The sequence below is a fragment of the Geodermatophilus maliterrae genome (genome assembly GCF_041018925.1).
In the GTDB taxonomy this organism is placed as follows: Bacteria; Actinomycetota; Actinomycetes; order Mycobacteriales; family Geodermatophilaceae; genus Geodermatophilus; species Geodermatophilus maliterrae.
Map to the genome: position 1 here is coordinate 1 of NZ_JBFNXQ010000001.1, position 24359 is coordinate 24359.

The 24359-nt window shown below is 73.7% G+C and carries 28 protein-coding genes; 5 read left to right on the forward strand and 23 right to left on the reverse strand.

The genetic code is table 11. The features are described 5' to 3' along the window. The coding region (locus tag ABQ292_RS00005) for a class F sortase (protein WP_369201945.1) at positions 1-646 on the forward strand (646 nt) is incomplete at its 5' end. A 77-nt stretch (positions 647-723) separates the two neighbouring features. Here ABQ292_RS00005 and ABQ292_RS00010 read toward each other — a convergent pair. From ABQ292_RS00010 to nucS, 3 genes are all read right to left on the reverse strand, one after another. Then, positions 724-960 (reverse strand): Rv1322 family protein, encoded by a 237-nt coding sequence (locus ABQ292_RS00010; protein ID WP_369201947.1) that lies wholly within the window; start codon positions 958-960, stop codon positions 724-726. Between the two features lie 79 nt (positions 961-1039). Next, positions 1040-2821, reverse strand: coding sequence for a 3-hydroxyacyl-CoA dehydrogenase family protein (locus ABQ292_RS00015; protein WP_369201949.1), 1782 nt, complete (start codon positions 2819-2821; stop codon positions 1040-1042). 102 nt (positions 2822-2923) lie between these two features. Continuing rightward, positions 2924-3595, reverse strand: a complete 672-nt coding sequence (nucS, locus tag ABQ292_RS00020; RefSeq protein WP_369201951.1) for an endonuclease NucS — start codon at positions 3593-3595, stop codon at positions 2924-2926. 72 nt (positions 3596-3667) lie between these two features. On the opposite strand from nucS, the gene ABQ292_RS00025 reads away from it, so the two are divergent. After that, complete coding sequence (locus ABQ292_RS00025) at positions 3668-4534, forward strand: hypothetical protein (RefSeq protein WP_369201953.1); 867 nt, start codon at positions 3668-3670, stop codon at positions 4532-4534. Between the two features lie 11 nt (positions 4535-4545). On the opposite strand, the gene ABQ292_RS00030 is transcribed toward ABQ292_RS00025, so the two are convergent. After that, a complete protein-coding gene (locus tag ABQ292_RS00030; RefSeq protein WP_369201955.1) occupies positions 4546-5319 on the reverse strand; it encodes an enoyl-CoA hydratase-related protein in 774 nt (257 codons plus the stop codon). A 58-nt stretch (positions 5320-5377) separates the two neighbouring features. Here ABQ292_RS00030 and ABQ292_RS00035 point away from each other — a divergent pair, with 58 nt between their 5' ends. Beyond that, a complete protein-coding gene (locus tag ABQ292_RS00035; RefSeq protein WP_369201957.1) occupies positions 5378-6106 on the forward strand; it encodes a YqjF family protein in 729 nt (242 codons plus the stop codon). Positions 6107-6116: 10 nt separating this feature from the next. On the opposite strand, the gene ABQ292_RS00040 is transcribed toward ABQ292_RS00035, so the two are convergent. Beyond that, complete coding sequence (locus tag ABQ292_RS00040) at positions 6117-8135, reverse strand: protein meaA (RefSeq protein ID WP_369201959.1); 2019 nt, start codon at positions 8133-8135, stop codon at positions 6117-6119. 129 nt (positions 8136-8264) lie between these two features. Between ABQ292_RS00040 and ABQ292_RS00045 the strand changes: the two genes are divergently transcribed. Further along, positions 8265-8594 carry a hypothetical protein gene (locus ABQ292_RS00045; protein WP_369201961.1) on the forward strand — a complete coding sequence of 110 codons (330 nt, stop codon included), beginning with the start codon at positions 8265-8267 and terminating at the stop codon, positions 8592-8594. On the opposite strand, the gene murA is transcribed toward ABQ292_RS00045, so the two are convergent. Continuing rightward, entirely contained in the window at positions 8591-9877 is a 1287-nt protein-coding gene (gene murA / locus ABQ292_RS00050) for a UDP-N-acetylglucosamine 1-carboxyvinyltransferase (RefSeq protein ID WP_369201963.1), read from the reverse strand. The genes ABQ292_RS00045 and murA overlap by 4 nt on opposite strands. 58 nt (positions 9878-9935) lie before the next feature. Here murA and ABQ292_RS00055 point away from each other — a divergent pair, with 58 nt between their 5' ends. After that, positions 9936-10538 (forward strand): cob(I)yrinic acid a,c-diamide adenosyltransferase, encoded by a 603-nt coding sequence (locus ABQ292_RS00055; RefSeq protein ID WP_369201965.1) that lies wholly within the window; start codon positions 9936-9938, stop codon positions 10536-10538. Positions 10539-10597: 59 nt separating this feature from the next. Here ABQ292_RS00055 and ABQ292_RS00060 read toward each other — a convergent pair whose 3' ends face one another. The 17 genes from ABQ292_RS00060 to rpmE all read right to left on the reverse strand — a co-directional run bounded on the left by ABQ292_RS00060 (position 10598) and on the right by rpmE (position 24198). Next, a complete protein-coding gene (locus tag ABQ292_RS00060; RefSeq protein WP_369201967.1) occupies positions 10598-10999 on the reverse strand; it encodes a DUF2550 domain-containing protein in 402 nt (133 codons plus the stop codon). Between the two features lie 31 nt (positions 11000-11030). Next, the gene (locus tag ABQ292_RS00065) at positions 11031-11420 is read right to left on the reverse strand and encodes a F0F1 ATP synthase subunit epsilon (protein WP_369201969.1); all 390 of its coding nucleotides are present in this window, start codon (positions 11418-11420) and stop codon (positions 11031-11033) included. A 193-nt stretch (positions 11421-11613) separates the two neighbouring features. Next, positions 11614-11829 carry a hypothetical protein gene (locus tag ABQ292_RS00070; RefSeq protein WP_369201970.1) on the reverse strand — a complete coding sequence of 72 codons (216 nt, stop codon included), beginning with the start codon at positions 11827-11829 and terminating at the stop codon, positions 11614-11616. A gap of 303 nt (positions 11830-12132) precedes the next feature. Further along, positions 12133-13578, reverse strand: coding sequence for a F0F1 ATP synthase subunit beta (atpD, locus tag ABQ292_RS00075; protein ID WP_369201972.1), 1446 nt, complete (start codon positions 13576-13578; stop codon positions 12133-12135). Between the two features lie 81 nt (positions 13579-13659). Continuing rightward, positions 13660-14622, reverse strand: coding sequence for a F0F1 ATP synthase subunit gamma (locus ABQ292_RS00080; protein ID WP_369201974.1), 963 nt, complete (start codon positions 14620-14622; stop codon positions 13660-13662). A gap of 4 nt (positions 14623-14626) precedes the next feature. Beyond that, complete coding sequence (gene atpA, locus ABQ292_RS00085) at positions 14627-16255, reverse strand: F0F1 ATP synthase subunit alpha (RefSeq protein ID WP_369201976.1); 1629 nt, start codon at positions 16253-16255, stop codon at positions 14627-14629. A gap of 76 nt (positions 16256-16331) precedes the next feature. Further along, entirely contained in the window at positions 16332-17150 is an 819-nt protein-coding gene (locus tag ABQ292_RS00090; protein WP_369201978.1) for a F0F1 ATP synthase subunit delta, read from the reverse strand. Next, a complete protein-coding gene (locus tag ABQ292_RS00095; protein ID WP_369201980.1) occupies positions 17150-17731 on the reverse strand; it encodes a F0F1 ATP synthase subunit B in 582 nt (193 codons plus the stop codon). The genes ABQ292_RS00090 and ABQ292_RS00095 overlap by 1 nt, the downstream gene beginning before the upstream one ends. A 49-nt stretch (positions 17732-17780) precedes the next feature. Continuing rightward, positions 17781-18008 (reverse strand): ATP synthase F0 subunit C, encoded by a 228-nt coding sequence (atpE, locus tag ABQ292_RS00100; protein ID WP_204691266.1) that lies wholly within the window; start codon positions 18006-18008, stop codon positions 17781-17783. A 102-nt stretch (positions 18009-18110) separates the two neighbouring features. Next, a complete protein-coding gene (gene atpB, locus ABQ292_RS00105) occupies positions 18111-18941 on the reverse strand; it encodes a F0F1 ATP synthase subunit A (protein ID WP_369201982.1) in 831 nt (276 codons plus the stop codon). Next, positions 18938-19264, reverse strand: a complete 327-nt coding sequence (locus tag ABQ292_RS00110) for an AtpZ/AtpI family protein (protein WP_369201984.1) — start codon at positions 19262-19264, stop codon at positions 18938-18940. Before ABQ292_RS00110 ends, atpB begins: the two co-directional genes overlap by 4 nt. Positions 19265-19277: 13 nt before the next feature. Further along, positions 19278-19751: a Cg1360 family ATP-synthase-associated protein gene (locus ABQ292_RS00115; protein WP_369201986.1), complete on the reverse strand. Its 474-nt coding sequence runs from the start codon at positions 19749-19751 to the stop codon at positions 19278-19280. After that, positions 19748-21022, reverse strand: a complete 1275-nt coding sequence (locus tag ABQ292_RS00120; RefSeq protein WP_369201988.1) for a glycosyltransferase family 4 protein — start codon at positions 21020-21022, stop codon at positions 19748-19750. The genes ABQ292_RS00115 and ABQ292_RS00120 overlap by 4 nt, the downstream gene beginning before the upstream one ends. A gap of 239 nt (positions 21023-21261) precedes the next feature. Further along, complete coding sequence (locus ABQ292_RS00125; protein WP_369201990.1) at positions 21262-21903, reverse strand: L-threonylcarbamoyladenylate synthase; 642 nt, start codon at positions 21901-21903, stop codon at positions 21262-21264. Positions 21904-21909: 6 nt separating this feature from the next. Continuing rightward, positions 21910-22785 (reverse strand): peptide chain release factor N(5)-glutamine methyltransferase, encoded by an 876-nt coding sequence (prmC, locus tag ABQ292_RS00130; protein WP_369202239.1) that lies wholly within the window; start codon positions 22783-22785, stop codon positions 21910-21912. Beyond that, complete coding sequence (prfA, locus tag ABQ292_RS00135; RefSeq protein WP_369201992.1) at positions 22782-23861, reverse strand: peptide chain release factor 1; 1080 nt, start codon at positions 23859-23861, stop codon at positions 22782-22784. Before prfA ends, prmC begins: the two co-directional genes overlap by 4 nt. Before the next feature lie 112 nt (positions 23862-23973). Continuing rightward, complete coding sequence (rpmE, locus tag ABQ292_RS00140; RefSeq protein ID WP_091327662.1) at positions 23974-24198, reverse strand: 50S ribosomal protein L31; 225 nt, start codon at positions 24196-24198, stop codon at positions 23974-23976. Between the last annotated feature and the right edge of the window lie 161 nt (positions 24199-24359).

Below are 24359 nucleotides of genomic sequence, written 5' to 3' on the forward strand. Positions count from 1 at the left end.
CCGGCCGCGCCACCGCGCCCCCGTCCGGCAGGCGCAGCACCGCGCGTCCCGCTGGCGCGGGCCGGCCACGCTCCGGCTGGTCCTGGTCGTCCTCGCCCTGGGCGCCGGCGCGCTCGCCCTGCTCACCCCCACGGCCCCGGCCGGCACCGCGACGGCCGGCACCGCGACGGCACCGGTCGTCCTCGCGCAGCGGCCGGAGGCCACCCCCGCCGCGCCCACGCGGGTGCGGGTGCCGGCCATCGGGGTGGACAGCGGGCTGGCCGACCTCGGGCTGGACGCCGCCGGGGCGCTGGAGGTCCCGGCCGAGCCCGACACCGCCGGGTGGTACGCCGGGGGGACCGTCCCGGGCGCCGTCGGGCCGGCGGTGGTCACCGGTCACGTGGACTCCGCCGACGGACCCGCGGTCTTCCACCGGCTCCGCGACCTCACCGCCGGGGACGAGGTGCTCGTCGACCGCGCCGACGGGACGACGGCCCGCTTCACCGTCACCCGCGTGGAGCGGCACCCCAAGGACGCCTTCCCGACCCGCGCCGTCTACGGGCCGACGGCGGACGCCCAGCTCCGGCTGGTCACCTGTGGCGGCGACTTCGACCGCTCGGTGGGCAGCTACGAGGACAACGTGGTGGCGTTCGCGCGGCTTGCCTAGGCCCTCCGGTCAGTGCGGCCTCCCTGCAGGGGCCCACCGCGAGCCTGCGAGTGGTGGGGGGCAGGGAGGTCCTTCGATCACCGGCGGCGGTCCCGCGCCCGCCAGCAGGCGGTGTGCCAGTGCCGCCGCCAGTCCGCGGCGGAGTCGGTGTCCCACGGCTCGAGGTCGGAGTCGCGCGCGTAGGCCGGCCAGGTCACCAGGTGCGGTGTCCCGGGGCGGACCTCCTGGTCGCAGCCCGGGCAGCGGTAGGTCTTGCCGGTCGCCGACCCGGTGACGGCACGGACCACCCAGTCGCCGTCGCCAGCCTCCTCCACGGGGTCGGGACGACGCAGCGGGGGGCGGCCGGTGGGCCGCCCCCCGCTACGCGGTCGTCCCCGGCGGGGCACGGGCGCCTCAGTGCCGGGAGTGGTCCCGGAACCCGCGGCCGGTCTTGCGGCCGAGGTACCCGGCGGTGACGAGGTGCTCGAGCAGCGGCGCCGGGGCGAAGCCGGGCTCGCGGAACTCGGTGTAGAGCTCGCGCTCGATGGCCAGCGACACGTCCAGGCCCACGACGTCGAGCAGCTCGAAGGGCCCCATCGGGTAGCCGCAGCCGACCTTCATGGCGGCGTCGATGTCGTCGGCCGTGGCGTAGTGGGCCTCGAGCATCTTCACCGCGTCGTTGAGGTAGGGGAACAGCAGCGCGTTGACGACGAAGCCGGCGCGGTCGGCGCAGGAGACCGCGTGCTTGCCGAGCTGCGTGCAGACGGCGTGCGCGGTCGCCGCGACGTCGGGCGCGGTGGCGATGGTGCTGACGACCTCGACCAGCTTCATCACCGGCGCGGGGTTGAAGAAGTGCAGGCCGACGACGTCGCCCGGGCGCTCGCTGGCCTTGGCGCACTCGATGACCGGCAGGCTGGAGGTCGTCGTCGCGAGGACGGCGCCGGGCTTGGCGATCTCGCCGAGGGCGGCGAACAGCGCCTTCTTGACCGGCAGCGACTCGACGACGGCCTCGATCACCAGGTCGCGGTCGGCGAGGTCGTCGAGGGACGTCGTCCCCCGGACGCGGGCCAGCACCTCGTCGCGGCCGGCCTCGTCCAGCCGCCCGCGGAGCACCTGCTTGTCGAGCGACTTCCGCAGCGCGGTCGCGACGGCGTCGACCTTCTCCGCCGAGCGGGCCTGGAACAGCACGTCGTAGCCGCCCTTGGCGACGACCTCGACGATCCCGGTGGCCATCGTCCCGGAGCCGACGACGCCCACGGTCGAGACCGGGCGGGCCCCCTCGGCGGCACTGCCCGGCGCGGGCGTGGCCTCGTCGGGGACGACCTCGGCCGAGCCCGGCGCGGCGTAGGTGTAGAAGCCGCGGCCGGACTTCCGGCCCAGCAGACCCGCGGTCGTCATCTGCTTGATGATCGGGCTGGGTGCGTGCAGCCGGTCGCGCGACTGCTTGTACATCGTGTCGAGGATCTCGTAGGCGGTGTCGATGCCGATGAGGTCCATGAGCGCCAGCGGGCCCATGGGCAGGCCGCAGCCCAGCCGCATGGCCGCGTCGATGTCCTCGCGGCTGGCGTAGCGGTTCTCGTACATGGCGACCGCGTGGTTGAGGTAGCCGAACAGCAGCGCGTTGGCGATGAACCCGGCCTTGTCGCCGATGGTGACGTCGACCTTGCCCAGCCGGGCGGCCAGCGCCTCGACGTCCTCGACGACGGAGGGTTCGGTGACGACGGTGCGCACGATCTCGACCAGCTTCATGACCGGTGCCGGGTTGAAGAAGTGCATCCCGATGACCTTGCTGGGCCGGCCGGTGGCCACGGACAGCTCGGTCACCGACAGGCTCGAGGTGTTGGTCGCGAGGATGGTGTCGGGCGGGCAGATCTTGTCCAGCTGGGCGAACAGCTCGGTCTTGAGCTCCATCCGCTCCGGGACCGCCTCGACGACCAGCTCGGCCGAGGACAGGTCCTCCAGCGAGGTGGTGAACCGGACGCGCCCGAGGATGGCCTCGCGCTCGGCCTCCTCGAGCTTGCCGCGGGTGACCGCCCGCTGGGTCGAGGTCTCGATGTGCGCCCGGCCGCGGGCCAGCGCGTCGTCGTTGACCTCGACGGCGGTCACCGACAGGCCCGCACGGGCCATGACCTCGACGATGCCCGCACCCATGGTGCCCAGGCCCACCACGCCGACCTCGGTCAGTTCTCTGGCCACGCTGCCATCTCCTCCCGTGCCTTGACCGGGGCAGTGTCCCACCCGGCCTACTCGCCGGTATTCCTGGCCTCTCCGGCCTCCCCGCAGCGGCGGGTAGCGGCCTCAGAAGAGCCGCTGGGTGGGGTCGTCGGTGCCCTTGAGGACGGCGTAGTCGACGGTCACGCAGTCGATGCCGCGGTCGGTGGCCAGCACCCGCGCCTGCGGCTTGATCTCCTGCGCGGCGAACACGCCCTTCACCGGCGCCAGCAGCGGGTCGCGGTTGAGCAGCTCCAGGTAGCGGGTCAGTTGCTCGACGCCGTCGATCTCCCCGCGCCGCTTGACCTCCACCGCCACCGTGGCGCCGTCGGCGTCGCGGCAGAGCAGGTCCACCGGGCCGATCGCCGTCGGGTACTCGCGGCGGACCAGCTGCCAGCCGGGCCCGAAGGTCTCCACGTGCAGGGCCAGCAGCCGCTGCAGCTCGGCCTCGACGCCGTCCTTCTGCAGGCCTGGGTCGACTCCCAGCTCGTGCGAGGAGTCGTGCTCCACCGACTCGATGGTGATGACCAGCTGCTCGCCGGCCTTGTTGGTCACCGTCCAGGTGCCTGCGCCGTCGACCAGCTCGTCCTTGAACGAGCACGGCGGCGTCATCCAGTTCAGCGGCTTGTAGGCGCGGTCGTCGGCGTGCACCGAGACCGAGCCGTCGGCCTTGACCAGCAGCAGCCGGGAGGCGGGAGGCAGGTGGGCGGTCAGCCGCCCGATGTAGTCGACCGAGCAGCGGGCGATGACCAGACGCACGGGCGCCGACGGTACCGGTCCGGTCCACCCGGGTGTCGGGAACCGGAGCGGTCGCCCGGGCGTCGGAGGACCGTGACGAGGACCGCCACGTCGAGGACCCCGGGCCGCGTCGCCGCGCTGGCCCTCCTCCTGGTGCTGACGGCCTGCGCCCAGGGCGGCTCCGGCGGGGTGCCCGGGGACGCCGGCGCGACGTCGGCGTCGGGTCCGTCGCCGCTGCCGTCCGGCCTGGTCCTCCAGGTCGCGGCGACGGGCGGCTTCACCACGCCGGAGGAGCTGGCCACCCGCCTGCCGCTGGTCACCGTGTACGCCGACGGCCGGGTGCTCACGCAGGGTCCGCAGATCGCCGTCTGGCCGGCACCGGCGCTGCCGAGCGTGCAGGTGCAGGAGGTCGACGCGGCCACGGTGCGCGACCTGGTCGACCGGGCGGTGGCCGCGGGCGTGACGGAGACCGGCGACCTCGGGCAGCCCCCGCTGGCCGACGCGACGACGACCCGCTTCACGCTCGTCACCGACGAGGGCACCGCCGTCCGCGAGGCGTACGCCCTGGCCGAGACCGCCGACGACGCACTGACCGCGGAGCAGCGGGGGGCCCGCGGGCGGCTGCGCGACCTGCTCGACGAGCTGACCGGCCTGCCCGGGACGACGGAGCCGTTCGTGCCGCAGACGGTGGCGGCGGTCGTCCACCCCTACTCCGGCGGGGACCCCGAGCTCCCCCAGCCCGAGGTGCCCTGGCCCGGTCCGGAGCTGCCCGGCGCGCCGCTCGGGGCGGACCTGACCTGCGTGAGCGCGACCGGGCAGCAGGCGGCCGACCTGCTGGCCGCCGCGGCCCCGGCGAACACGCTCACGCCGTGGGTGGCCGCCGACGGCAGCCGCTGGTCGGTCGCGTTCCGGCCGGTGCTGCCGCACGAGAGCGGCTGCGCCGACCTCACCGTCCGGTGACTCGGCTCCCCTCAATCGGTCCAGACCGGCGGGCGCTTCTCCAGGAACGACCGCATGCCCTCGCGGGCGCCGTCGATCTGGCTGGCGGCGGCCATGACCTCGATCGCGGTCGCGTAGGCGTCACGCTCCGGCCGGTCGAGCTGGGCGTACATCGTCTGCTTGCCCCACGCCTTGCTGGCCCGCGACCCGCGGATCGCGCGGCCCATCAGGTCGTCGACGGCGGCGTCGAGCTCGCCGTCGGGCACCACCCGGTTGACCAGACCCCAGTCCAGCGCCGTCCGGGCGTCGACCACGTCGCCGGTCAGGGCCATCTCCATCGCCCGCTTGCGGCCGACGTTGCGGGCGATGGCCACCATGGGCGTGTGGCAGAACCAGCCACCCTTGCCGCCCGGGGCGGCGAAGCCGGCCGACTCCGCCGCGACGGCGAGGTCGCAGGAGGCGACCAGCTGGCAGCCGGCCGCGGTGGCCAGGGCGTGCACCCGCGCGAGGACGACCTGCGGCACCGACTGGATGGTCTCCATGAGCTCGGTGCACAGCGCCAGCAGGCTGCGCACCTCCGGCAGTGGTGCGTCGAGGACGTCCGTGAAGTCGTGCCCGGCGCTGAAGACCGGCCCCTCGGCGGCCAGCACGATGCCGGCGGCGTCGGAGTGGCCCACCTCGGTGACGGCGGCCAGGAGCTGCCCCAGGTGCTCGCGGGACAGCGCGTTGCGCCGCTTCGGCCGGCACAGGGTGATGCGGACGACGTCACCGTCGCGCTCGACCCGGGGAGCGCCCTCTGCAGTCATGTGAGCGACCTCACCACGACCGGGCGCCACCCGGCAACGGAGCTGGGAGGCTGGGGACGTGCAACCCGCGCCCGAGGAGGTCACCGACACCGCGCCGCGCGCCGCCGGGCGGACACTGTTCACCCAGGGCTGGCGCGACGTCGCGTTCCTGCACTGGGCGGCCGACCCCGCCGACGTCGCGCCGCTGCTGCCGCCGGGCACCCGTCCCGACGTCCACGACGGGCGCACCTGGGTGGGACTGGTGCCCTTCCGCATGCGCCGCATCGGCGTGCTCGGCTCTCCCGGACTGCCGTGGGCGGGCAGCTTCCTCGAGACCAACGTCCGGCTGTACTCCGTCGACGGGCAGGGCCGCCGCGGGGTGGTGTTCCGCTCGCTCGACGCCGACCGGCTGCTGCCGGTGCTCGTCGCCCGGGCCGCGGGGCTGCCCTACCTGTGGGCGCGGATGCGGTTCACCCACGACGGCGACCGGCTGACCTACACCTCCCGCCGCCGCTGGCCCGGCCCGCGCGGCGCCGGCAGCCGGGTCGAGCTCCAGGTGGGACCGCGGCTGACCGACCCGGGGCCGCTCGAGCGCTTCCTCACCGGGCGCTGGGGGCTGCACCAGACCGCCTTCGGCCGCACGCGCTACTGGCCCAACGAGCACCCGGCCTGGCCGCTGCACCGCGCCGAGCTCCTGACCTGCGACGGCGACCTGCTCGCCGCGGCGGGGCTGCCCGGCATCGGCGGCCCGCCGGACAGCGTGCTGTTCTCCCCCGGCGTCGACGTCCGCTTCGGCCCCCGGGTCTGACTCCCCCGATCTAGGCGGGAGCGGGCACCCGCTCGTCGAGGCCGCGGGCCTCGCGGACCACGTCGACGACCTGCCCCATGATGTCGGTGAGACCGAAGTCCTTGGGCGTGAAGACGCGGGCCACCCCCTGCTCGCGCAGCCGGCGGGCGTCGCCGTCGGGGATGATCCCGCCGACGACCACCGGGACGTCGTCCAGGCCCGCCTCGCGCAGGCCGCGCAGGACCGCCGGGACCACCTGCAGGTGCGAGCCGGACAGCACCGACAGTCCCACGACGTCGACGTCCTCCTCGACGGCGGCCGAGACGATCTGCGCCGGCGTGAGCCGGATGCCCTGGTAGACGACCTCGAACCCGGCGTCGCGGGCGCGGACGGCGATCTGCTCGGCCCCGTTGGAGTGCCCGTCCAGGCCCGGCTTGCCGACCAGGAAGCGCAGCCGGCCGCCCAGCTCGTCACCGGTGGCCCGCACCCGCTCGCGGACGGCGGTCAGCGACTCGTCGGCCTCCCCGCCCCCGGTGGCGGCGGCGACCCCGGTGGGGGCGCGGTACTCGCCGAACACCTCGCGCAGGACGCCGGCCCACTCCCCCGTCGTCACGCCCGCGCGGGCGCAGTCGAGGGTGGCCGGCACCAGGTTGACGTCGCTGCCGGCGGCCTCGCGCAGCGCCGCCAGCGCCCGCTGGACCGGCTCGGGGTCCCGCTCGGCCCGCCACTTCTGCACCGCCTCCTGGGCAGCGGCCTCGACGGCGGGGTCGACGACCATGATCGCGGTGTCCAGGTCGGCGGTCAGCGGGTTGGGCTCGGTGGTCCCGAACCGGTTCACGCCGACGACGACGTCGTCCCCGCTCTCCATCCTCCGCCGGCGCCGGGCCAGCGAGGCGACCAGCTGGCCCTTCATGTAGCCGGACTCGACGGCGGCGACCGCCCCGCCCAGCCCCTGCACCCGGGCGATCTCCGCGCGGGCACCCTCGACGATCTCGGCGACCTTCCGCTCGACGACGACCGACCCGGTGAAGAGGTCCTCGTACTCCAGCAGGTCGGTCTCGTAGGCCAGCACCTGCTGCAGCCGCAGCGACCACTGCTGGTCCCACGGGCGCGGCAGGCCCAGCGCCTCGTTCCAGGCCGGCAGCTGCACGGCACGGGCGCGGGCGTCGCGGGACAGGGTGACCGCGAGCATCTCCAGCACGATCCGCTGGACGTTGTTCTCCGGCTGCGCCTCGGTCAGGCCCAGCGAGTTCACCTGCACGCCGTAGCGGAACCGGCGGTGCGCCGGGTCCTCCACCCCGTAGCGCTCCCGGGTCAGCTCGTCCCAGAGCTGGGTGAACGCCCGCATCTTGCACATCTCCTCGACGAAGCGGACGCCCGCGTTGACGAAGAAGGAGATCCGCGCGACGACCTCGCCGAAGCGCTCCGGCGGCACCTGGCCGGAGTCGCGCACCGAGTCCAGGACGGCGATCGCGGTGCTCATCGCGTAGGCGATCTCCTGCACCGGCGTCGCGCCGGCCTCCTGCAGGTGGTAGCTGCAGATGTTGATCGGGTTCCACCGGGGCATCGCCGTCACCGTGTAGGCGACCATGTCGGTGATCAGCCGCATCGAGGGCCCGGGCGGGAACACGTACGTCCCGCGCGACAGGTACTCCTTGATGATGTCGTTCTGCGTCGTCCCCGCCAGCTGCGCGACGTCGTGGCCGTTCTCCTCGGCGACGGCCTGGTAGAGCGCCAGCAGCCACATCGCGGTCGCGTTGATCGTCATCGACGTGTTCATCTCGTCGAGCGGGATGCCGTCGAAGAGCGCGCGCACGTCGCCGATGTGCGTCACCGGGACCCCGACCTTGCCGACCTCCCCGACGGCGAGCTCGTCGTCCGGGTCGTACCCGGTCTGGGTCGGCAGGTCGAAGGCGACCGACAGTCCGGTCTGCCCCTTCGCCAGGTTGCGGCGGTAGAGCGCGTTGGACTCGGCCGGCGAGGAGTGGCCGGCGTAGGTGCGCATGACCCAGGGGCGGTCGCGCTCCTTCGGCGATGAAGGGAACGGCATGCCCGCGGAGTGTAGGGCTCACCTACCGGCGAGTAGCAGACCCGGTGGGGGGACGTCGGCGGTGGCACACTCGATCGTGCACGGCCGGGCCGACCAGGGCCCCGACCGGCGTGGCCGAGAGGGGACGGGGTGCTCCAGCCGGGCAGCCTCAGCTACATCGCCGGACCGGTCGTCGCGGTCGTGGTGATGGTCCTGCTGGCCCTGTTCATGCGGTGGGCCTTCGGCACCGGGGGCACCGGCAGCGCACGCCGGCGACCGGCGCCGTCGGACGACGGCCTGCTCACCCGCGTGGCCACCCTGTCGCGCCGGGAGTCGGCCCTGGCGCTGCGCGCGGTGCTCTCCGACGCCGGCATCCGCTCGACGGTCCGCTTCCCCGCGGCACACCGGGCCGACGTCCTGGTCTTCCCGGAGGACGCCGCCCGCGCCCGCGAGCTGGCCGCCTCCTTCCCGGCCGCTTAGCTCCCGTCGGTGCGGGTGGTCCGCTGCACCCGGGCGCCGAGGCCCCGCAGCTGCTCGACGAAGTCGGGGTAGCCGCGGTCGACGTGGTGCACGTCCTGCACCTCGGTGACGCCGTCGCTGACCAGCCCGGCCAGCACCAGCCCGGCCCCGGCACGGATGTCGGTGGCCAGCACGGGGGCGCTGGAGAGCCGCTCCCGGCCGCGGACGACGGCGTGGTGGCCGTCGATGCGGACGTCGGCGCCCAGCCGGACCAGCTCGTTGACGAACATGAACCGGCCCTCGAACACGTTCTCGGTGATGAGCGCCGAGCCGGTCGACACGGCCGCCAGCGCGACCGCCATCGGCTGCAGGTCGGTCGGGAAGCCCGGGAAGGGCAGCGTCACGACGTCGACCCCACGCGGCCGGTCCTCCATCGCGACCCGGACGCCGTCGGGCACGACCTCCACCGTGGCGCCGGCGCTGGTCAGCTTGTCCAGCGGGACGGCGAGGTGCTCGGCCACGGCCCGCTCGACGACGACGTCGCCGCGGGTCATCACCGCGCCGATGGCCCAGGTGCCGGCGACGATCCGGTCGGGCACGGTCGAGTAGGTGACCGGCTCGAGGTGCGTGACGCCCTCGACGGTCAGCGTGGAGGTGCCGGCGCCGTCGATCCGCGCGCCCATCGCGGTGAGCATCGAGCAGATGTCGACGATCTCCGGCTCGCGGGCGGCGTTGTCGATGACGGTCGTGCCCTCGGCGAGCACCGCGGCCATGAGCAGGTTCTCGGTGGCGCCGACCGACGGGAAGTCCAGCCAGATCGAGGTGCCGAGCAGCCGCGGCGCGCTGGCCACGAGGAAGCCGTGCTCGCTGTGGATCGAGGCGCCGAGCCGCTCGAGACCGGAGATGTGCATGTCCAGGCCGCGCGAGCCGATGGCGTCGCCACCGGGCAGGGCGACGCGGGCGCTGCCGCAGCGGGCGACCAGCGGGCCCAGCACGCTGATCGAGGCGCGCATCTTGCGGACGAGGTCGTAGTCGGTCTCGGTCGCGGGGGCCTCGGGGACGTCGACGACCACGCGCCCGCCCCCGCCGTGCTGCCCCGACCGCTCGTACGTGACGCCGCAGCCGAGCCGGCGGAGCACCTCGCTCATGATCGAGACGTCGAGGATGTCGGGGACCTCCTCCACGGTGGTCCGCCCGGAGGCCAGCAACGCGGCGGCCATGAGCTTGAGGGCGCTGTTCTTCGCCCCCGTGACGCGCACCCGGCCGGTCAGGGCCGTGCCGCCGGTCACCTCGAAGCACTGCACCGGCACACCCTACGGCGGCGCCGCTGCAGGCCCTCCCCACCGCCTAGTCTCAGGAGCCATGACCATCCGGCTCACCCGCATCTACACGAAGACCGGTGACGCCGGCCAGACGCACCTCGGCGACATGAGCCGCGTGGCCAAGACCGACCCGCGGCTGGTCGCCTACGCCGACGTCGACGAGGCCAACACCGTGCTCGGCGTCGCCCTGGCGCTCGGCGCGCCGTCCCCGGAGCTGACCGAGCTGCTCCGCAGCGTCCAGAACGACCTCTTCGACGTCGGGGCCGACCTGTCCACCCCGGTGGTGCCCGATCCGCAGTACCCGCCGCTGCGGGTGACCCCCGCGTACACCGAGCGGCTCGAGGCGGCCTGCGACGAGCACAACGAGGCGCTCCCGGCGCTGGCCAGCTTCATCCTCCCGGGCGGGACGCCGCTGGCCGCGCTGCTGCACCAGGCCCGTGTCGTCGCCCGGCGGGCCGAGCGCAGCGTCTGGGCGCTGCTCGAGGCCGACGGCGAGCGCACCAACGCCGAGACCGCGCGCTACCTGAACCGGCTCTCGGACCTGCTGTTCATCCTCGCCCGGGAGGCCAACCCGGGCGGCGACGTGCTGTGGGAGCCCGGCGCGCACAGCGGCGTGCACGCCCAGCGCGCGGCCCGGGGCTGAGGGAGGACCCCGTCCTCCTCACGCCGAGCACGCTCGGCGCGAGCCTCGGGACGGGGCCGCTAGCGTCCCGGGGGCGCCGACTCCACCCAGGACAGGAAGCCGGTGACCGTCGAGGGCTCCATGGCCAGCTCCTTGCGGCCGCTGCCGGTGGCACAGGACAGGACGACGACGTCGTCGGGCAGGGCCACGTCGTCGCGGCCGGCTCCGCGGCGGCTCTCGATGCGCACCTCGCTCCGGCACAGGCGCTGCTGCGGGCGGACCGAGAGGGACAGGCCGCGGTACCAGAGCAGCGCGTCCCCGCCGTACCAGGCCACCCCGACCGACCAGCGGGAGCTGCCGGGGGGCCGCAGCCACATGGTGACCGCGCCGAGCCCGGTGAGCAGCAGGCGGCGGCGGAGCAGGAAGGCGACCACCAGCGTGACGACCAGCGTCACGGCCAGGACGATCAGGAAGGTGGTCACCGGCGGGGTCGTGCGGGTGGGGCCGGTCGGGTCAGTCGGCCTGGCCGGCGGCCCGCAACCGCGACTGGGCGCGGCGGGCGGCAGCGAGGGCCTCGGGGTCGTCCCCGTCCCCCTCGGCACGCCGCAGGGCCTCGCGGGCGCGCTCCACGTCGATCTCGGAGGAGATCTCAGCGGTCTCGGCGAGGATGGAGACCCCCTGGGAGGTCACCGACAGGAAGCCACCGTGCGCGGCGACGACGAGGTCCTCGCCCTCGACGGTGCGGATCGTCACGACGCCGCCGGGGGCGAGCTCACCGAGCAGGGGGGCGTGGTTCGGCAGCACGCCGATCTCGCCCTCGGTCGTGCGGGCGATGACCATGCTCGCCTCACCGGACCAGATCGTCCGCTCGACGGCCACCAACTCGACCTGCAGGGTCGCCACGACACTCCTCCGGGTCCACCGACGAGCGGTGCTGGGACGCCGGCCGGACGGGCACGGCGACGGTCGAGCTCACTCTAGCGGCGGGCCCGGGCGTGTCCGGCGCGGGTCGTCCGGGGCTCACCCGGCCGGGCGGGCGGCCCTCCTGCAGGGTCCCGTCGCGAGCCTGCGAGTGGTGGAGGCAGGGGCCTCTTCTTCAGGCCGCCCGGCGGTAGAGCAGGGTCCAGCGCCCGACCCGCACCCACGGGTGGCGGACCGTCGAGGCCGGAGCCCAGTCCTCGGTGTCGAAGCGGGTGGCGTCGACGTGCGGCACCGGTGCCGACGGCGGCCAGGTCCAGCCCGGGTCGAGTGCGCCGGCACCGGGCAGCCGCAGCTGCGTGCCGTCCGTGCTCGTGCCGTCCAGCCAGTCCATCGTCGTCTCCCGTGCCCCCGCGTCCGGTCTCTCCGGCCGCCACCTGCTCGATCGGCAGAGGAGCTCCCCGGCTTGAGGCGCGGCCGCCACGCCTCTTCCCACCGAGGCCGCCGGGCAACCACGTCGTACCGGGCGCGCGGTGCGTCCCGACCCACCGTGAGGATGCCGGTACCACCGCGCTTTCCGACCGGCGCCGGAACGCAGGACGGCCGGGTCCCCCGCGAGGGGACCCGGCCGTCCTGCGTGGCCCCCTGCAGGGTCCCGCCGCGAGCTCGCGAGCGGCGGGGGGCAGGGGGTCCTTCTTCAGCCGCGCTTGAGCTTCTCCGCGTTGCGCTCGAGGTCCTCGAGGCCACCGCACATGAAAAAGGCCTGCTCGGGCACGTGGTCGTAGTTGCCCTCGGTGAGCGCCTTGAAGGCCTCGAGGGTCTCCGACAGCGGCACGAACGAGCCGGGCTGACCGGTGAAGGCCTCGGCCACGAACATGTTCTGCGAGAGGAAGCGCTCGATCCGCCGTGCGCGCTGCACGGTGACCTTGTCCTCCTCGGAGAGCTCGTCGATGCCGAGGATCGCGATGATGTCCTGCAGCTCCTGGTAGCGCTGGAGGATCTGCTTGACCGTCTGGGCGACCTGGTAGTGCTCCTGCCCGACGTACTGCGGGTCGAGGATCCGGCTGGTGGAGTCCAGCGGGTCGACGGCCGGGTAGATGCCCTTCTCCGAGATCGGCCGCGAGAGCACCGTCGTCGCGTCGAGGTGGGCGAAGGTGGTGTGCGGCGCCGGGTCGGTGATGTCGTCGGCGGGCACGTAGATCGCCTGCAGGGAGGTGATCGAGTGACCCCGCGTCGAGGTGATCCGCTCCTGCAGCTCGCCCATCTCGTCGGCCAGGGTCGGCTGGTAGCCCACCGCCGACGGCATGCGGCCGAGCAGCGTGGAGACCTCGGAGCCGGCCTGGGTGAACCGGAAGATGTTGTCGATGAAGAGCAGCACGTCCTGGTTCTGCTCGTCGCGGAAGTACTCCGCCATCGTCAGCGCCGAGAGCGCCACCCGAAGCCGGGTGCCCGGCGGCTCGTCCATCTGGCCGAAGACCAGCGCGGTCGAGTTGATGACGCCGGACTCGGTCATCTCGGTGATGAGGTCGTTGCCCTCACGGGTGCGCTCGCCGACGCCGGCGAACACCGACACGCCACCGAACTCCTGCGCGACCCGGCGGATCATCTCCTGGATCAGCACGGTCTTGCCCACGCCGGCACCACCGAACAGGCCGATCTTCCCGCCGGCCACGTACGGGGTCAGCAGGTCGATGACCTTGATGCCGGTCTCGAGGAGCTCCGTGCGGCCCTCGAGCTGGTCGAACCGCGGCGCGTGCCGGTGGATCGACCAGTGCAGGACGTCCTCGCCGTAGCCCGGCGTGTCCAGGCACTCGCCGAGCGCGTTGAAGACGTGGCCGGTCACGGCCTCGCCGACAGGCACGGAGATCGCGGACCCGGTGTCGGTGACGGCGGCACCGCGGACCAGGCCGTCCGTCGGGGCCATGGAGATCGTGCGCACCACGTTGTCACCCAGGTGCTGGGCGACCTCGAGGGTCAGGATCTTGCCCAGGTCGGCGAGGGTGACCTCCACCTTCAGGGCGTTGAACAGGTCCGGCATCGCGTCGCGCGGGAACTCGACGTCGACGACCGGCCCCGTGACCCGCACGACGCGGCCGGTGCCCTGCGTCGACTGGGTGTTGAGACGGTCCTCGGTGACGGTCATGGGGAGTGCTCTCCTGCCCTCGGGCTTCGGTGGTGTCTCAGTTCCAGTGTCCCCGTCCGTGGCGACGGCGGGAACGGTCGGTCAGTCGTCGGCGCCCGCCGTGACCAGCGCGTCAGCGCCGCCGACGATCTCGCTGATCTCCTGCGTGATCTCCGCCTGCCGGGCCTGGTTGGCCTGGCGGGACAGGTTCTTCGCCAGCTCCTCGGCGTTGTCGGACGCCGACTTCATCGCCCGCCGGCGCGACGCCGACTCCGAGGCGGCCGCCTCGAGCATCGCCGCGTAGATGCGGGTGGTGACGTACTTGGGCAGCAGTGCGTCGAGGAGCGCCTCGGCGGAGGGCTCGAACTCGTAGGAGGTCGGGACGCCGCTGTCGCCGGTGCGGCCGGCCTCGCGGTCCTCACGCTCGTAGTCGAACTCCTCGACCTCCTCGACCTCCAGCGGGGCCATCCGCTTCGCGACCGGGACCTGCGCCAGCAGTGAGCGGAACTCGGTGTAGACGATGTGCAGCTCGTCCACCCCGCCGCCGGGGCCGGCGGCCTCGTCGTCGCCCTCACCTGCGGTGAACGCATCGATGAGGACGCCGCCGACTGCCTGCGCGTCGGCGTAGCCGGGTTGCTCGGAGAAGCCGGTGAACGTCTCCTCCATGGGGCGGTCGCGGAAGGAGTAGTAGGTCTCCCCCTTGCGGCCGACGACGTAGAGGACCGGTTCCTTGCCCTCCTGCCGCAGCAGTGACAGCAGTTCCTCGGTGCGCCGGAGCACGTTGACGTTGTACGAGCCGGCGAACCCGCGGTCGGACGTGATCACCAGGACCGCCGCGCGGCGGGCGTCCTGCCGCTCGGTGAGCAGCGGGTGCTCCAGCGACGCCGACGACGCCAGCGCGGACAGCACGCGGGTGATCTCCCGGGCGTAGGGCTTGGAGGCCTCGACCCGGGCCTGGGCGCGCACGATGCGGGCGCCGGCGATCAGCTCCTGGGCCGAGAAGATCTTCTTCGTCGACTGGGTGGAGCGGATGCGACGCCGCAGCGCGCGGAGCGAACCGGCCATCGCCTCAGCCCTTCTTGACCTGGACGCGCTCCTGGCCACGCTCGGACGCGTCCATGGCCTCGGCCTCCGGCTCGTTCAGCGAGCTGCCGTCCGACGTCGTGAAGGTGCCGTAGAAGGCCTCGACCGCCCGCTCGAGGCTCTGCACCGCGTCGTCACCGAGCAGCCTGGAGGTGCGGATCTCGTCGTAGACCCCGGTCTCGTTGCGGCCGATGTGGTCGAGGAACTCCGACTCGAAGCGGCGGACGTCACCGACCGGGACGCGGTCGAGCTTGCCGGTGGTGCCCAGCCACAGGGAGACCACCTCGCGCTCGACCGGGTAGGGCTGGTACTGGCCCTGCTTGAGCAGCTCGACCAGGCGCTGCCCGCGGTCCAGGGTGGCGCGGCTGGAGGCGTCCAGGTCCGACGAGAAGGAGGCGAACGCCTCGAGCTCGCGGTACTGGGCGAGGTCGAGCCGCAGCCGGCCGGCGACCGAGCGCATCGCCTTGATCTGCGCGGAGCCACCGACCCGGGAGACGGAGATGCCGACGTTGATCGCCGGGCGGACACCGGAGTTGAACAGACCGGTCTCGAGGAAGATCTGCCCGTCGGTGATCGAGATGACGTTGGTCGGGATGTAGGCCGACACGTCGTTGCCCTTGGTCTCGATGAGCGGCAGCCCGGTCATGGAGCCCGCGCCCAGGTCGTCGGAGAGCTTCGCGCAGCGCTCCAGCAGGCGGGAGTGGAGGTAGAAGACGTCCCCGGGGTAGGCCTCGCGGCCCGGCGGGCGGCGCAGCAGCAGGGAGACGGCGCGGTAGGCCTCGGCCTGCTTGGACAGGTCGTCGAAGACGATGAGGACGTGCTTGCCCTCGTACATCCAGTGCTGGCCGATGGCCGAGCCGGTGTAGGGGGCGATGTACTTGAAGCCGGCCGACTCCGACGCCGGAGCGGCCACGATGGTCGTGTACTCCATCGCGCCGGCCTCCTCGAGGGAGGAGCGGATGGCGGCGATCGTCGAGCCCTTCTGGCCGACGGCGACGTAGATGCAGCGGACCTGCTGCGCCGGGTCACCGGTGGCCCAGGCCTCGCGCTGGTTGATGATCGTGTCGGTGACGATGGCGGTCTTGCCGGTCTGCCGGTCGCCGATGACCAGCTGGCGCTGGCCGCGGCCGATCGGGGTCATGGCGTCGATGGCCTTGATCCCGGTCTGCAGGGGCTCCTTGACCGACTGGCGCTGCACCACGGAGGGCGCCTGCAGCTCGAGGGCGCGGCGGCCGGTGGTCTGGATCGGGCCGGCGCCGTCGATGGGGTTGCCCAGTGGGTCGACGACGCGGCCGAGGTAGCCGTCGCCGACCGGCACCGAGAGGACCTCGCCGGTGCGGCGGACCTGCTGGCCCTCCTCGATGCCGGCGAAGTCACCGAGGACGACCACGCCGACCTCGCGGACGTCGAGGTTGAGGGCCAGGCCGCGGACGCCGCTCTCGAACTCGAGCAGCTCGTTGGTCATGACCGAGGGCAGACCCTCGACACGGGCGATGCCGTCGCCGGCCTCGGTGACGGTCCCGACCTCTTCCCGGGAGACGTCCGGGGAGTACTCGGTGACGTAGTTCTGGATGGCACTGCGGATCTCGTCCGCGGAGATCGTCAGCTCGGCCATGGCTCGCGTCCTCTTCCCTGCTGGGTGGTGGTGCTGGGTGCTGTCGGGTGGTTCGGGTGAGCGGGTACCCGCGACGTCAGCCGGTGAGCCGGCGGCCCGCGGCCTCGAGCCGGTGGGCGACGCTGCCGTCGATGACCTCGTCGCCGACCCGGACGACCAGGCCGCCGAGGACGTCGGGGTCGACGGTCACCTGCAGGCCGATCGCCCGCCCGTAGATCCGGCCGAGCACGTCCCGCAGCCGCTGCTCCTGCGTCGCGCTCAGCGGCTGGGCGGTGATCACGTGGGCGACCGACCGGCCGCGCCGGGCGGAGGCGGCCTCGGAGAGACGCTCGACCCGGTTCCCCGCGGTACCCACGTGCCGGGAGGTCAGCGAGTTCCGCAGCAGCTGCTCGGTGACCGGGCTGACCCGGCCGGACAGCAGCCGGTCCAGGAGCGCCGTCTTGCCCTCCACGGAACCGCGGTCGTCGGAGAGGATCCGGGTCAGCTCGCGGTTGCCGACGACGATCCGGCCGAACCGGAACAGCTCGTCCTCGACGCCCTCGAGCTCACCGCGGGACTCCGCGGCGTCCAGCGAGGCCTCGGTGGCGAGGGTCTCGACGGCCTCGACGAGGTCCAGCGGCCGCGACCAGCGCTGCCGGGCGACGGTCTGGACCAGGTCGACGGTCGCCTCCGACACCCGGCCGTCGAGGATGCGGCCGGCCAGGGCGGCCCGGTCGGCGGGCTTGCCGGACGGGTCGGACAGAGCCCGCCGCAGCGTCACGTTGCCCTCGAGCAGCCGCGCGACGGCGAACAGCTCCTCGGCCAGGGCGAGCACCCCCGGAGCCGCGGCCCCACGGGTGATCTCCGCCAGGCGCTCGCGCGAGAGCGCGATCGCCTCCCGGCTGGAGGCGTCCATCAGCGGTCGCCGCCGGGCACGAACACGGTGCTGCCGGTCCGCCCGTCGGACGGACCGCCGGCGGCCATGCCGTCGAGCTGGTCGAGGAAGCGGTCCACGGTGCCGCGACGGCGGGCGTCGTCCTCGAGGGACTCGCCCACCACACGGCCGGCCAGGTCGACGGCGAGGGCGCCGATCTGACCGCGCAGCTCGTTGACCACCGACTGGCGGGAGCTGGCCAGCTGCTCCTCGCCGCGGGCGACGATGCGCGCCGACTCCTCCTGCGCCTGGGCCCGCAGCTCCTCGAGGATCTGCTGCCCCTCGGCGCGCGCCTGGTCCCGGATCTGCGCGGCCTCGGTGCGCGCCTCGGCCAGCTGGGCGCGGTACCGCTCCAGCGCCGCCTTGGCCTCGGCCTGCATCGCCTCGGCGCGCTCGATCCCGCCCTCGATGGCCTCCCGACGTGCCCGGAAGACCTGCTCGAAGCGCGGCGCGATGAGCTTGAAGAAGACCACCAGCACGATCGCGAACGCGATCAGGCCGATGACGATCTCGCCGAGCGGCGGGATGAGCGGGTTGGCGCTCTCCGCAGCGTGGATGCTCATGGTCTCAGTGTCCCTGTCTGGTGTCGGTGCCCGTACCCGGAGGTACGGATCAGGTGCCGAAGACGAAGGGGACGACGAAGCCGATCAGCGCCAGGGCCTCGGAGAGGGCGAACCCGAGGAAGGCGTAGGTGCGGGTCAGGCCGGCCGACTCGGGCTGGCGGGCGGTGGCCTGGATGTAGGCGGCCCACACGATGCCGACACCGATGCCCGGGCCGATCGCGGCGAGGCCGTAGCCCACGGAGCCGATGCTGCCGGTCAGCTCAGCGAGAGTGTCCATGAAGGGGTGTTCCTCCTGTGTCGTCGCCCGGGTCTCCGGGCGGCTGGCGGGGGTCGTGCGGGTGGTGCGGTCCGGGTGGAGCGGTGCGGCCGAGCCCGGGGCTCAGTGCTCGGCCTCGATCGAGCCGTTGAGGTAGGTCCCCATCAGCACGGTGAAGACGTAGGCCTGCAGGAAGATGACCAGCAGCTCGAAGAAGGTCATCACGATCGCCATCAGCGCCGAGATCGGCCCGAAGACGATCGAGAAGTTGTCGCGGCTCAACAGGTAGACCGCGCCGAGGGAGAAGACGACCAGCAGCATGTGGCCGGCGAACATGTTGGCGAAGAGCCGGACCGCGAGGGTGAAGGGCCGCACGACGAAGTTCTGCAGGATCTCGATCGGCGTCACCAGGACGTACATCGGCTTGGGCACGCCCGGCAGGAACAGGATGTCCTTGAAGTAGCGGCCGGCGCCCTGCTCGCGGATGCCGATGTAGATGTAGATGACCCAGCAGATCGCGGCCAGCACCAGCGGGAAGGCGAACTTCGACATCGGCGAGATCTGCGCGAAGGGGATGATCGCCATCAGGTTGTTCGCGAGGATGAAGAAGAACAGCGCGGCCAGGAACGGCGCGAAGGGCAGACCCCTGGGGCCGACGACGTCGCGGGCGATGCCGTCGCGGACGAGCGAGTAGCCGCTCTCACCCACGAACTGCAGCTTGCCGGGGACGATCTGCGGCTTGCGCACCGTCAGGACCATGAACACGAGCATCGCCAGGGTGGCGATCCACAAGCCGAGCGTGATGCGGGTGATGGCGAAGTCGACACCGAGCAGCGAGAACTCGGCGATCGGCTCGGGGTAGAACTCGCTCAGGCCAGGGGCCTGGAAGCCGTCCCCACCACCACTCTCCTCGACCGCGAGCACGTCTACGAGCGCGAGGGCGCTGGAGGTCACCGTCGTCCCTTCTGCGTCCTGGGCCGGCTCCGTCGTCCGCCCTGGTCCTTGCCGGTGGTCGGCGCCCCTGATGACGGGGGAAGCGCGCCGTACCTGGCGACCACCAGGTAGATGGCGACCGCCATGCCGAGGATGATGCCGACCGGCGCGAACACACGCGTGTCGAGCCACCGGTCGAGCAACCAGCCGGCCCCGCCCCACACGATCAGCCCGGAGATCAGCGTCCCCGTGACGGCCCAGCCGGTCTCGGCACCGCTGCCCCGCGGGGCCTCTCGCGCAGGTCGAGGCCGGTTCTCCCCACGGGTGGGGTCGTCCTCGGCCATCGCCGGGACACTATCAGCCGCGTGTCGTGGGCCTCTCCGGTGCCGGGGGGGCCGTCGCCTGACCGGGTGGTGCGGGCGGCGTCACGTAGTAGAGGGGCCTGGTCCAGACCCAGCGCAGCTGCACCCCGCTCCACAGCAGCGCGCCGACGATCACCGACCAGGCCATGGTGAGCCGGTCGAGCCAGCCGTCCTCGGGCAGCGCGTTGAGGACCGCGAAGAGGACCAGCGCCTTGACGAAGAAGGTGCCCAGCGCCGCCGGCAGGGTGAGGGTGTCGTCGATCCGCCCGGCCCAGGCGATCACCACGCCCGAGACGACGAAGAAGGACGTCACCACCGCCGCGCCCACCAGCACGCCGGCGGCGTCGGCCCAGCCGCCCACCAACCCGACGACCAGCGCGGCGACGGCGGCGACCGCCGCGGTCACGAGGACGCCGACGCGGAGGAAGGACAGGTCCCAGCCGGGTCGTTCCTGCGGGAGGCGGGTCACGGGATCACCTGCCCGGCACTGGTCCGACGCACGGCGGGTGCGGTGTCCGGGCGGTCCGCGGCACCGGCCGGGCCGGGCGGCGGGGCGACCGCGCGGGGGGTGCGCGCCGTCGGGTGGGCGGCGCGGCTGCGGCGTCGCTGCGCGGCGATCTCGGCGGCCCGGGCCTCCCGGGCCGCGCGCCGGGCGTGCGGGCTGAGGACGACGACGACTCCCACGGCGAGCAGCACCCCGATCACGACGAGCAGCTCCGCCTGGCCGCCGGTGATGGACAGGGCCACCGCGCCGAAGGACAGGAGAGCCGCCCAGAAGTACATGGTCAGCACCGCCCGGCGGTGCGAGTGGCCGATGGCCAGGAGCCGGTGGTGCAGGTGCATCTTGTCGGGCGAGAACGGCGACTGGCCACGCCGGGTCCGCCGCACGACGGCCAGGAGCAGGTCGACGAACGGGATGAAGAGCACCGCGATCGGCACGAGCAGGGGCAGGGTCAGCGGCAGGAGGTTCGCCGCGGAGCCCAGCGTCTGCGAATCGGTCTGCCCGGTCGCGGAGACCGCGGCCGCCGACAGCATCAGCCCGACGAGCATCGATCCCGAGTCGCCCATGAAGATGCGCGCCGGGCTGAAGTTGTGCGGCAGGAAACCCAGGCAGGCGCCGGCCAGCACGGCGGTGATCAGGGCCGGGGCGCTGGCGACGTCGTCGTAGCCGACCCGGCTGAGGTTGTAGCTGTAGGCGAAGAAGGCCAGCGCGGCGATCGCCGAGACCCCGGCGGCCAGCCCGTCGAGGCCGTCGATGAAGTTCAGCGCGTTGACCGTGACGACGGTCAGCAGGATGGTCGCCGGCACGCCGACCTGGGAGCCGAGGACCAGGGTCCCGATGTCGGCCACCGGCAGGAACAGGTACGCCAGCTGCACCCCGATGAGCACCATGACACCGGCGGCGGCGATCTGGCCGGTCAGCTTGGTGAGCGCGTCGAGGCCGAACTTGTCGTCGAGGACGCCGAGTAGGCAGATCAACCCGCCGGCGACGAGCACCGCGATGGTCTGCGAGTCGTCGAAGGTGCGCTGCAGCGCCGGCAGCCGGGTGGCCACGAGCACCGCGGCGGCGACACCGAGGTACATCGCCACTCCCCCGCCGCGCGGGGTCGGGATGACGTGCACGTCCCGCTCGCGGGGGGCGGCCATCATCCGCAGCCGGATCGCGGCGACCCGCACGACGGGGGTGGCCAGGAAGGTCACCAACGCAGCGGTCAGCAGGACGACGGCGTACTCGCGCACGGCTCAGCCTCGACGAGGACCGCTCGGGAGCCCGGCCGGGCGCGCGGCTGGCGTGCTCATCGCGACGGTGGCTCCCGGGGGCGAGACGACAGGGCGGTACGGCGAGGCGGGGCCGGTGCGGGACGACGGGCCGGTCGACCCACGGTAGCGCTCCCACCTGTGACCGAGCGGGAGCAGAGACCCGGCCCCTCCAGGGCGTCCCCGAGCGTGCGAGCGGTGGGGGGCAGGGGGGTCCTTTCTCAGTCGGTGGTCTCCGGGACGACCTCCCGCAGCGCCGCCACGGGCACCGCGCCGATCCGCAGCACCCGCGGCACGGGACCGGTGCAGTCGACGATCGTGCTGGCCGCCGACCCGGTCCGCGGACCGCCGTCGAGGACGACCGCGGCGTGCTCGCCCAACTGGTCGACCGCCTCCTGCGCCGTCGTCGCGGCGGGCCGGCCGGAGCGGTTGGCACTGGAGACGGCGAGCGGACCGGTGCGGCGGAGCAGGTCGCGCGCGACGTCGTCGTCGGGGAGCCGGACGGCGACCGTGCCCTCGGCGTCCCCGAGGTCCCAGGCCAGGGACGGCGCGTGCTCGACCACGAGGGTCAGCCCGCCGGGCCAGAAGGCCTCGGCCAGCCGGGAGGCGACCGGCGGCACGGTCATCACGAGGCCGGCCAGGGTGGAGGCCTCCCCGACGAGCACGGGCACCGGCATCGCGCGGCCGCGGTTCTTCGCGGCGAGCAGGCCGGTGACGGCGGCGGGCGAGAAGGCGTCCGCCCCGACGCCGTAGACGGTGTCGGTGGGCAGCAGGACCAGCTCGCCGCGGCTGATCGCCGCGGCGGCGGCGTCCAGCCCGGCGGCGCGCGCCTCGGGGTCGGTGCAGTCGTAGAGATCGGCCACGGGCGGTCAGTCTCCCCCAGCCGGTCCCGCCGCCCGCCGGGCGGTGGTGAAACGCGGGCGCCCGGCCAGGTCGGGGTGGTCGGCGACGTCGGTCCAGCCGCCGGCCGACCGCACCAGGGCCGGTAGTGCCCCGCCCTGCTGGTCGGCGTGCTCGATGCCCAGCGCACCGCCGGGACGCAGCAGCCGGGCGGCGGTCCGCAGCAGCCCGCGGACGACGTCGAGGCCGTCGGGGCCGCCCCACAGCGCCAGCGGCGGGTCGTGGTCGGCGACCTCCCGCGGCACGCGGGCGCCGTCGGGGACGTAGGGCGGGTTGGAGACGACGAGGTCGACGGTGCCGTCGAGGTCGGTCAGCAGCGCCGGGTCGGTCATGTCGCCGGCCAGCACGGTGACCGGCCGGTCACCGGCGGCGGACCTCAGCGCGGCGTTGTGCCGGGTCCACTCGATCGCGCCGGGGTCGCGCTCGACGGCGGTGACCCGCGCGCCGGGGTGCTCGGCGGCGATCGACAGCGCGATGGCGCCCGATCCGCTGCCGAGGTCGACGACGTCCGGCTCGGGGACGTCGGCCAGGCAGACCAGCGCCCACTCGACGAGTTGCTCGGTCTCCGGCCGCGGCACGAAGACGCCGGGCCCGACGGCCAGCTGGAGGTGACGGAACGGCGCCCGGCCGGTGAGGTGCTGCAGCGGCACGCGGGCGGCGCGCTGGTCGAGCAGCGCGGTGAAGCGGGCCGCGGCGCCGTCCGGCACGTCGTCGAGGGTCAGCAGGCGGGCGCGCGGCACGTCGAGGACGTGGGCGAGCAGCAGCTCGGCGTCCACCCGGGGCGACTCGACGCCTGCCTCGGCCAGCCGGCGGGCGGCGTCGGCGAGCAGCGGACGCGGGCTCAGGAGCCGGCCGCCAGGAGCTCGGCGGTGTGCGCCCGGGTCAGGGCGTCGATGACCGGGTCGAGCTCGCCGTCGAGCACCTGGTCGAGGTTGTGCGCCTTGAACCCCACGCGGTGGTCGGAGAGGCGGCTCTCCGGGAAGTTGTAGGTGCGCACCCGCTCGCTGCGGTCGACGGTGCGGACCTGGCTGCGGCGCTGGTCGCTGGCGGTGGCGGCGGCCTCGTCGCGGGCCGCGGCCAGCAGCCGGGAGCGCAGCACGCGCAGCGCCGACTCGCGGTTCTGCAGCTGGCTCTTCTCGTTCTGCGAGCTGACCACGATGCCGGTGGGCAGGTGGGTGATGCGGACGGCGGAGTCGGTGGTGTTCACGCTCTGCCCGCCGGGGCCCGAGGAGCGGAAGACGTCGATGCGCAGGTCGTTCGGGTCGACGGTGACGTCGACCTCCTCGGCCTCGGGCAGGACGAGGACGCCGACGGCGGAGGTGTGGATGCGGCCCTGCGACTCGGTGACCGGCACCCGCTGCACGCGGTGGACACCGCCCTCGAACTTCAGCCGGGACCAGATGCCCTCGTCGGTGCGGGACTTCACCGCGATCGCGACGTCCTTGTAGCCGCCCAGGTCCGCGGGGACGGCGTCGAGCACCTCGGTGGCCCAGCCGCGCCGCTCGGCGTAGCGCAGGTACATGCGCAGCAGGTCGCCGGCGAACAGGGCCGACTCCGCGCCGCCCTCACCCGCCTTGATCTCGAGGATGACGTCCTTGTCGTCGTCGGGGTCCTCGGGCAGCAGCTGGGAGCGCAGCCGGTCGGTCAGCTCCTCGATGCGCACCTCGAGCCCGCGGGCCTCCTCGGCGAAGGACGGGTCCTCCGCGGCCAGCTCGCGGGCGGCGGACAGGTCGTCGCGGGCGGCGTCGAGCGCCCGCGCGGTCTCCACCAGCGGGGCGAGCTGGGCGTAGCGGCGGCCCAGCCGGCGGGCGCGGGCGGCGTCGGTGTGCACGGCCGGGTCGGCCAGCTCGGTCTCCAGGGCGGCGTGCTCGTCGAGCAGCCCGCGCAGCCGGTCGGGTGCGGCGTCGGTGGGGCTGCTCATCGGGGACCTCTCTGGCGGGTGTGACTCCCGCGGGAGCGCACGGGCGGGACAGGGGCTGGACACGACGACGGCGCCCGTCCCACACGAGGTGGGACGGGCGCCGTCGGGGGTGCTACTTGCCGGCGTTCGCGCCGCGCTTGCCGAAGCGCTTCTCGAAGCGAGCCACGCGGCCGCCGGTGTCGAGGATGCGCTGCTTGCCGGTGTAGAAGGGGTGGCAGGCGGAGCAGGTCTCGACGGTCAGCTGACCGCCGGGCGCCGTGCTGCGGGTGGTGAAGGTGTTCCCGCAACCACAGGTCACCGTGGTGGTGTGGTACTCGGGGTGGATGCCGGGCTTCATATCGCCTCTTCCGGGGTCTGTGCCGTTCAGGTGGTCGAACGCCGAGGGCCGGCCGGTCATTCCGGCCGCGCGGCGCGGGCTCGGCCGACCAGTATCCCTGATCGGCCGGGCCCGCCGGCGGGTGGCCTGGTGCCGTGCTGGAGCGGCCCGCCTGTCCCCAC

Bases quoted from the DNA above. Each gene is read 5' to 3' on its own strand.
- ABQ292_RS00040 (WP_369201959.1), bottom strand. From the start codon at position 8,135: ATGCCGTTCCCTTCATCGCCGAAGGAGCGCGACCGCCCCTGGGTCATG.
- ABQ292_RS00080 (WP_369201974.1), bottom strand. From the start codon at position 14,622: ATGGCCGGTTCGCTCCGCGCGCTGCGGCGTCGCATCCGCTCCACCCAG.
- ABQ292_RS00090 (WP_369201978.1), bottom strand. From the start codon at position 17,150: ATGGACGCCTCCAGCCGGGAGGCGATCGCGCTCTCGCGCGAGCGCCTG.
- atpA (WP_369201976.1), bottom strand. From the start codon at position 16,255: ATGGCCGAGCTGACGATCTCCGCGGACGAGATCCGCAGTGCCATCCAG.
- ABQ292_RS00110 (WP_369201984.1), bottom strand. From the start codon at position 19,264: ATGGCCGAGGACGACCCCACCCGTGGGGAGAACCGGCCTCGACCTGCG.
- ABQ292_RS00055 (WP_369201965.1), top strand. From the start codon at position 9,936: ATGACCATCCGGCTCACCCGCATCTACACGAAGACCGGTGACGCCGGC.
- rpmE (WP_091327662.1), bottom strand. From the start codon at position 24,198: ATGAAGCCCGGCATCCACCCCGAGTACCACACCACCACGGTGACCTGT.
- ABQ292_RS00030 (WP_369201955.1), bottom strand. From the start codon at position 5,319: ATGACTGCAGAGGGCGCTCCCCGGGTCGAGCGCGACGGTGACGTCGTC.
- prfA (WP_369201992.1), bottom strand. From the start codon at position 23,861: ATGAGCAGCCCCACCGACGCCGCACCCGACCGGCTGCGCGGGCTGCTC.
- atpD (WP_369201972.1), bottom strand. From the start codon at position 13,578: ATGACCGTCACCGAGGACCGTCTCAACACCCAGTCGACGCAGGGCACC.
- atpE (WP_204691266.1), bottom strand. From the start codon at position 18,008: ATGGACACTCTCGCTGAGCTGACCGGCAGCATCGGCTCCGTGGGCTAC.
- ABQ292_RS00070 (WP_369201970.1), bottom strand. From the start codon at position 11,829: ATGGACTGGCTGGACGGCACGAGCACGGACGGCACGCAGCTGCGGCTG.
- ABQ292_RS00095 (WP_369201980.1), bottom strand. From the start codon at position 17,731: ATGAGCATCCACGCTGCGGAGAGCGCCAACCCGCTCATCCCGCCGCTC.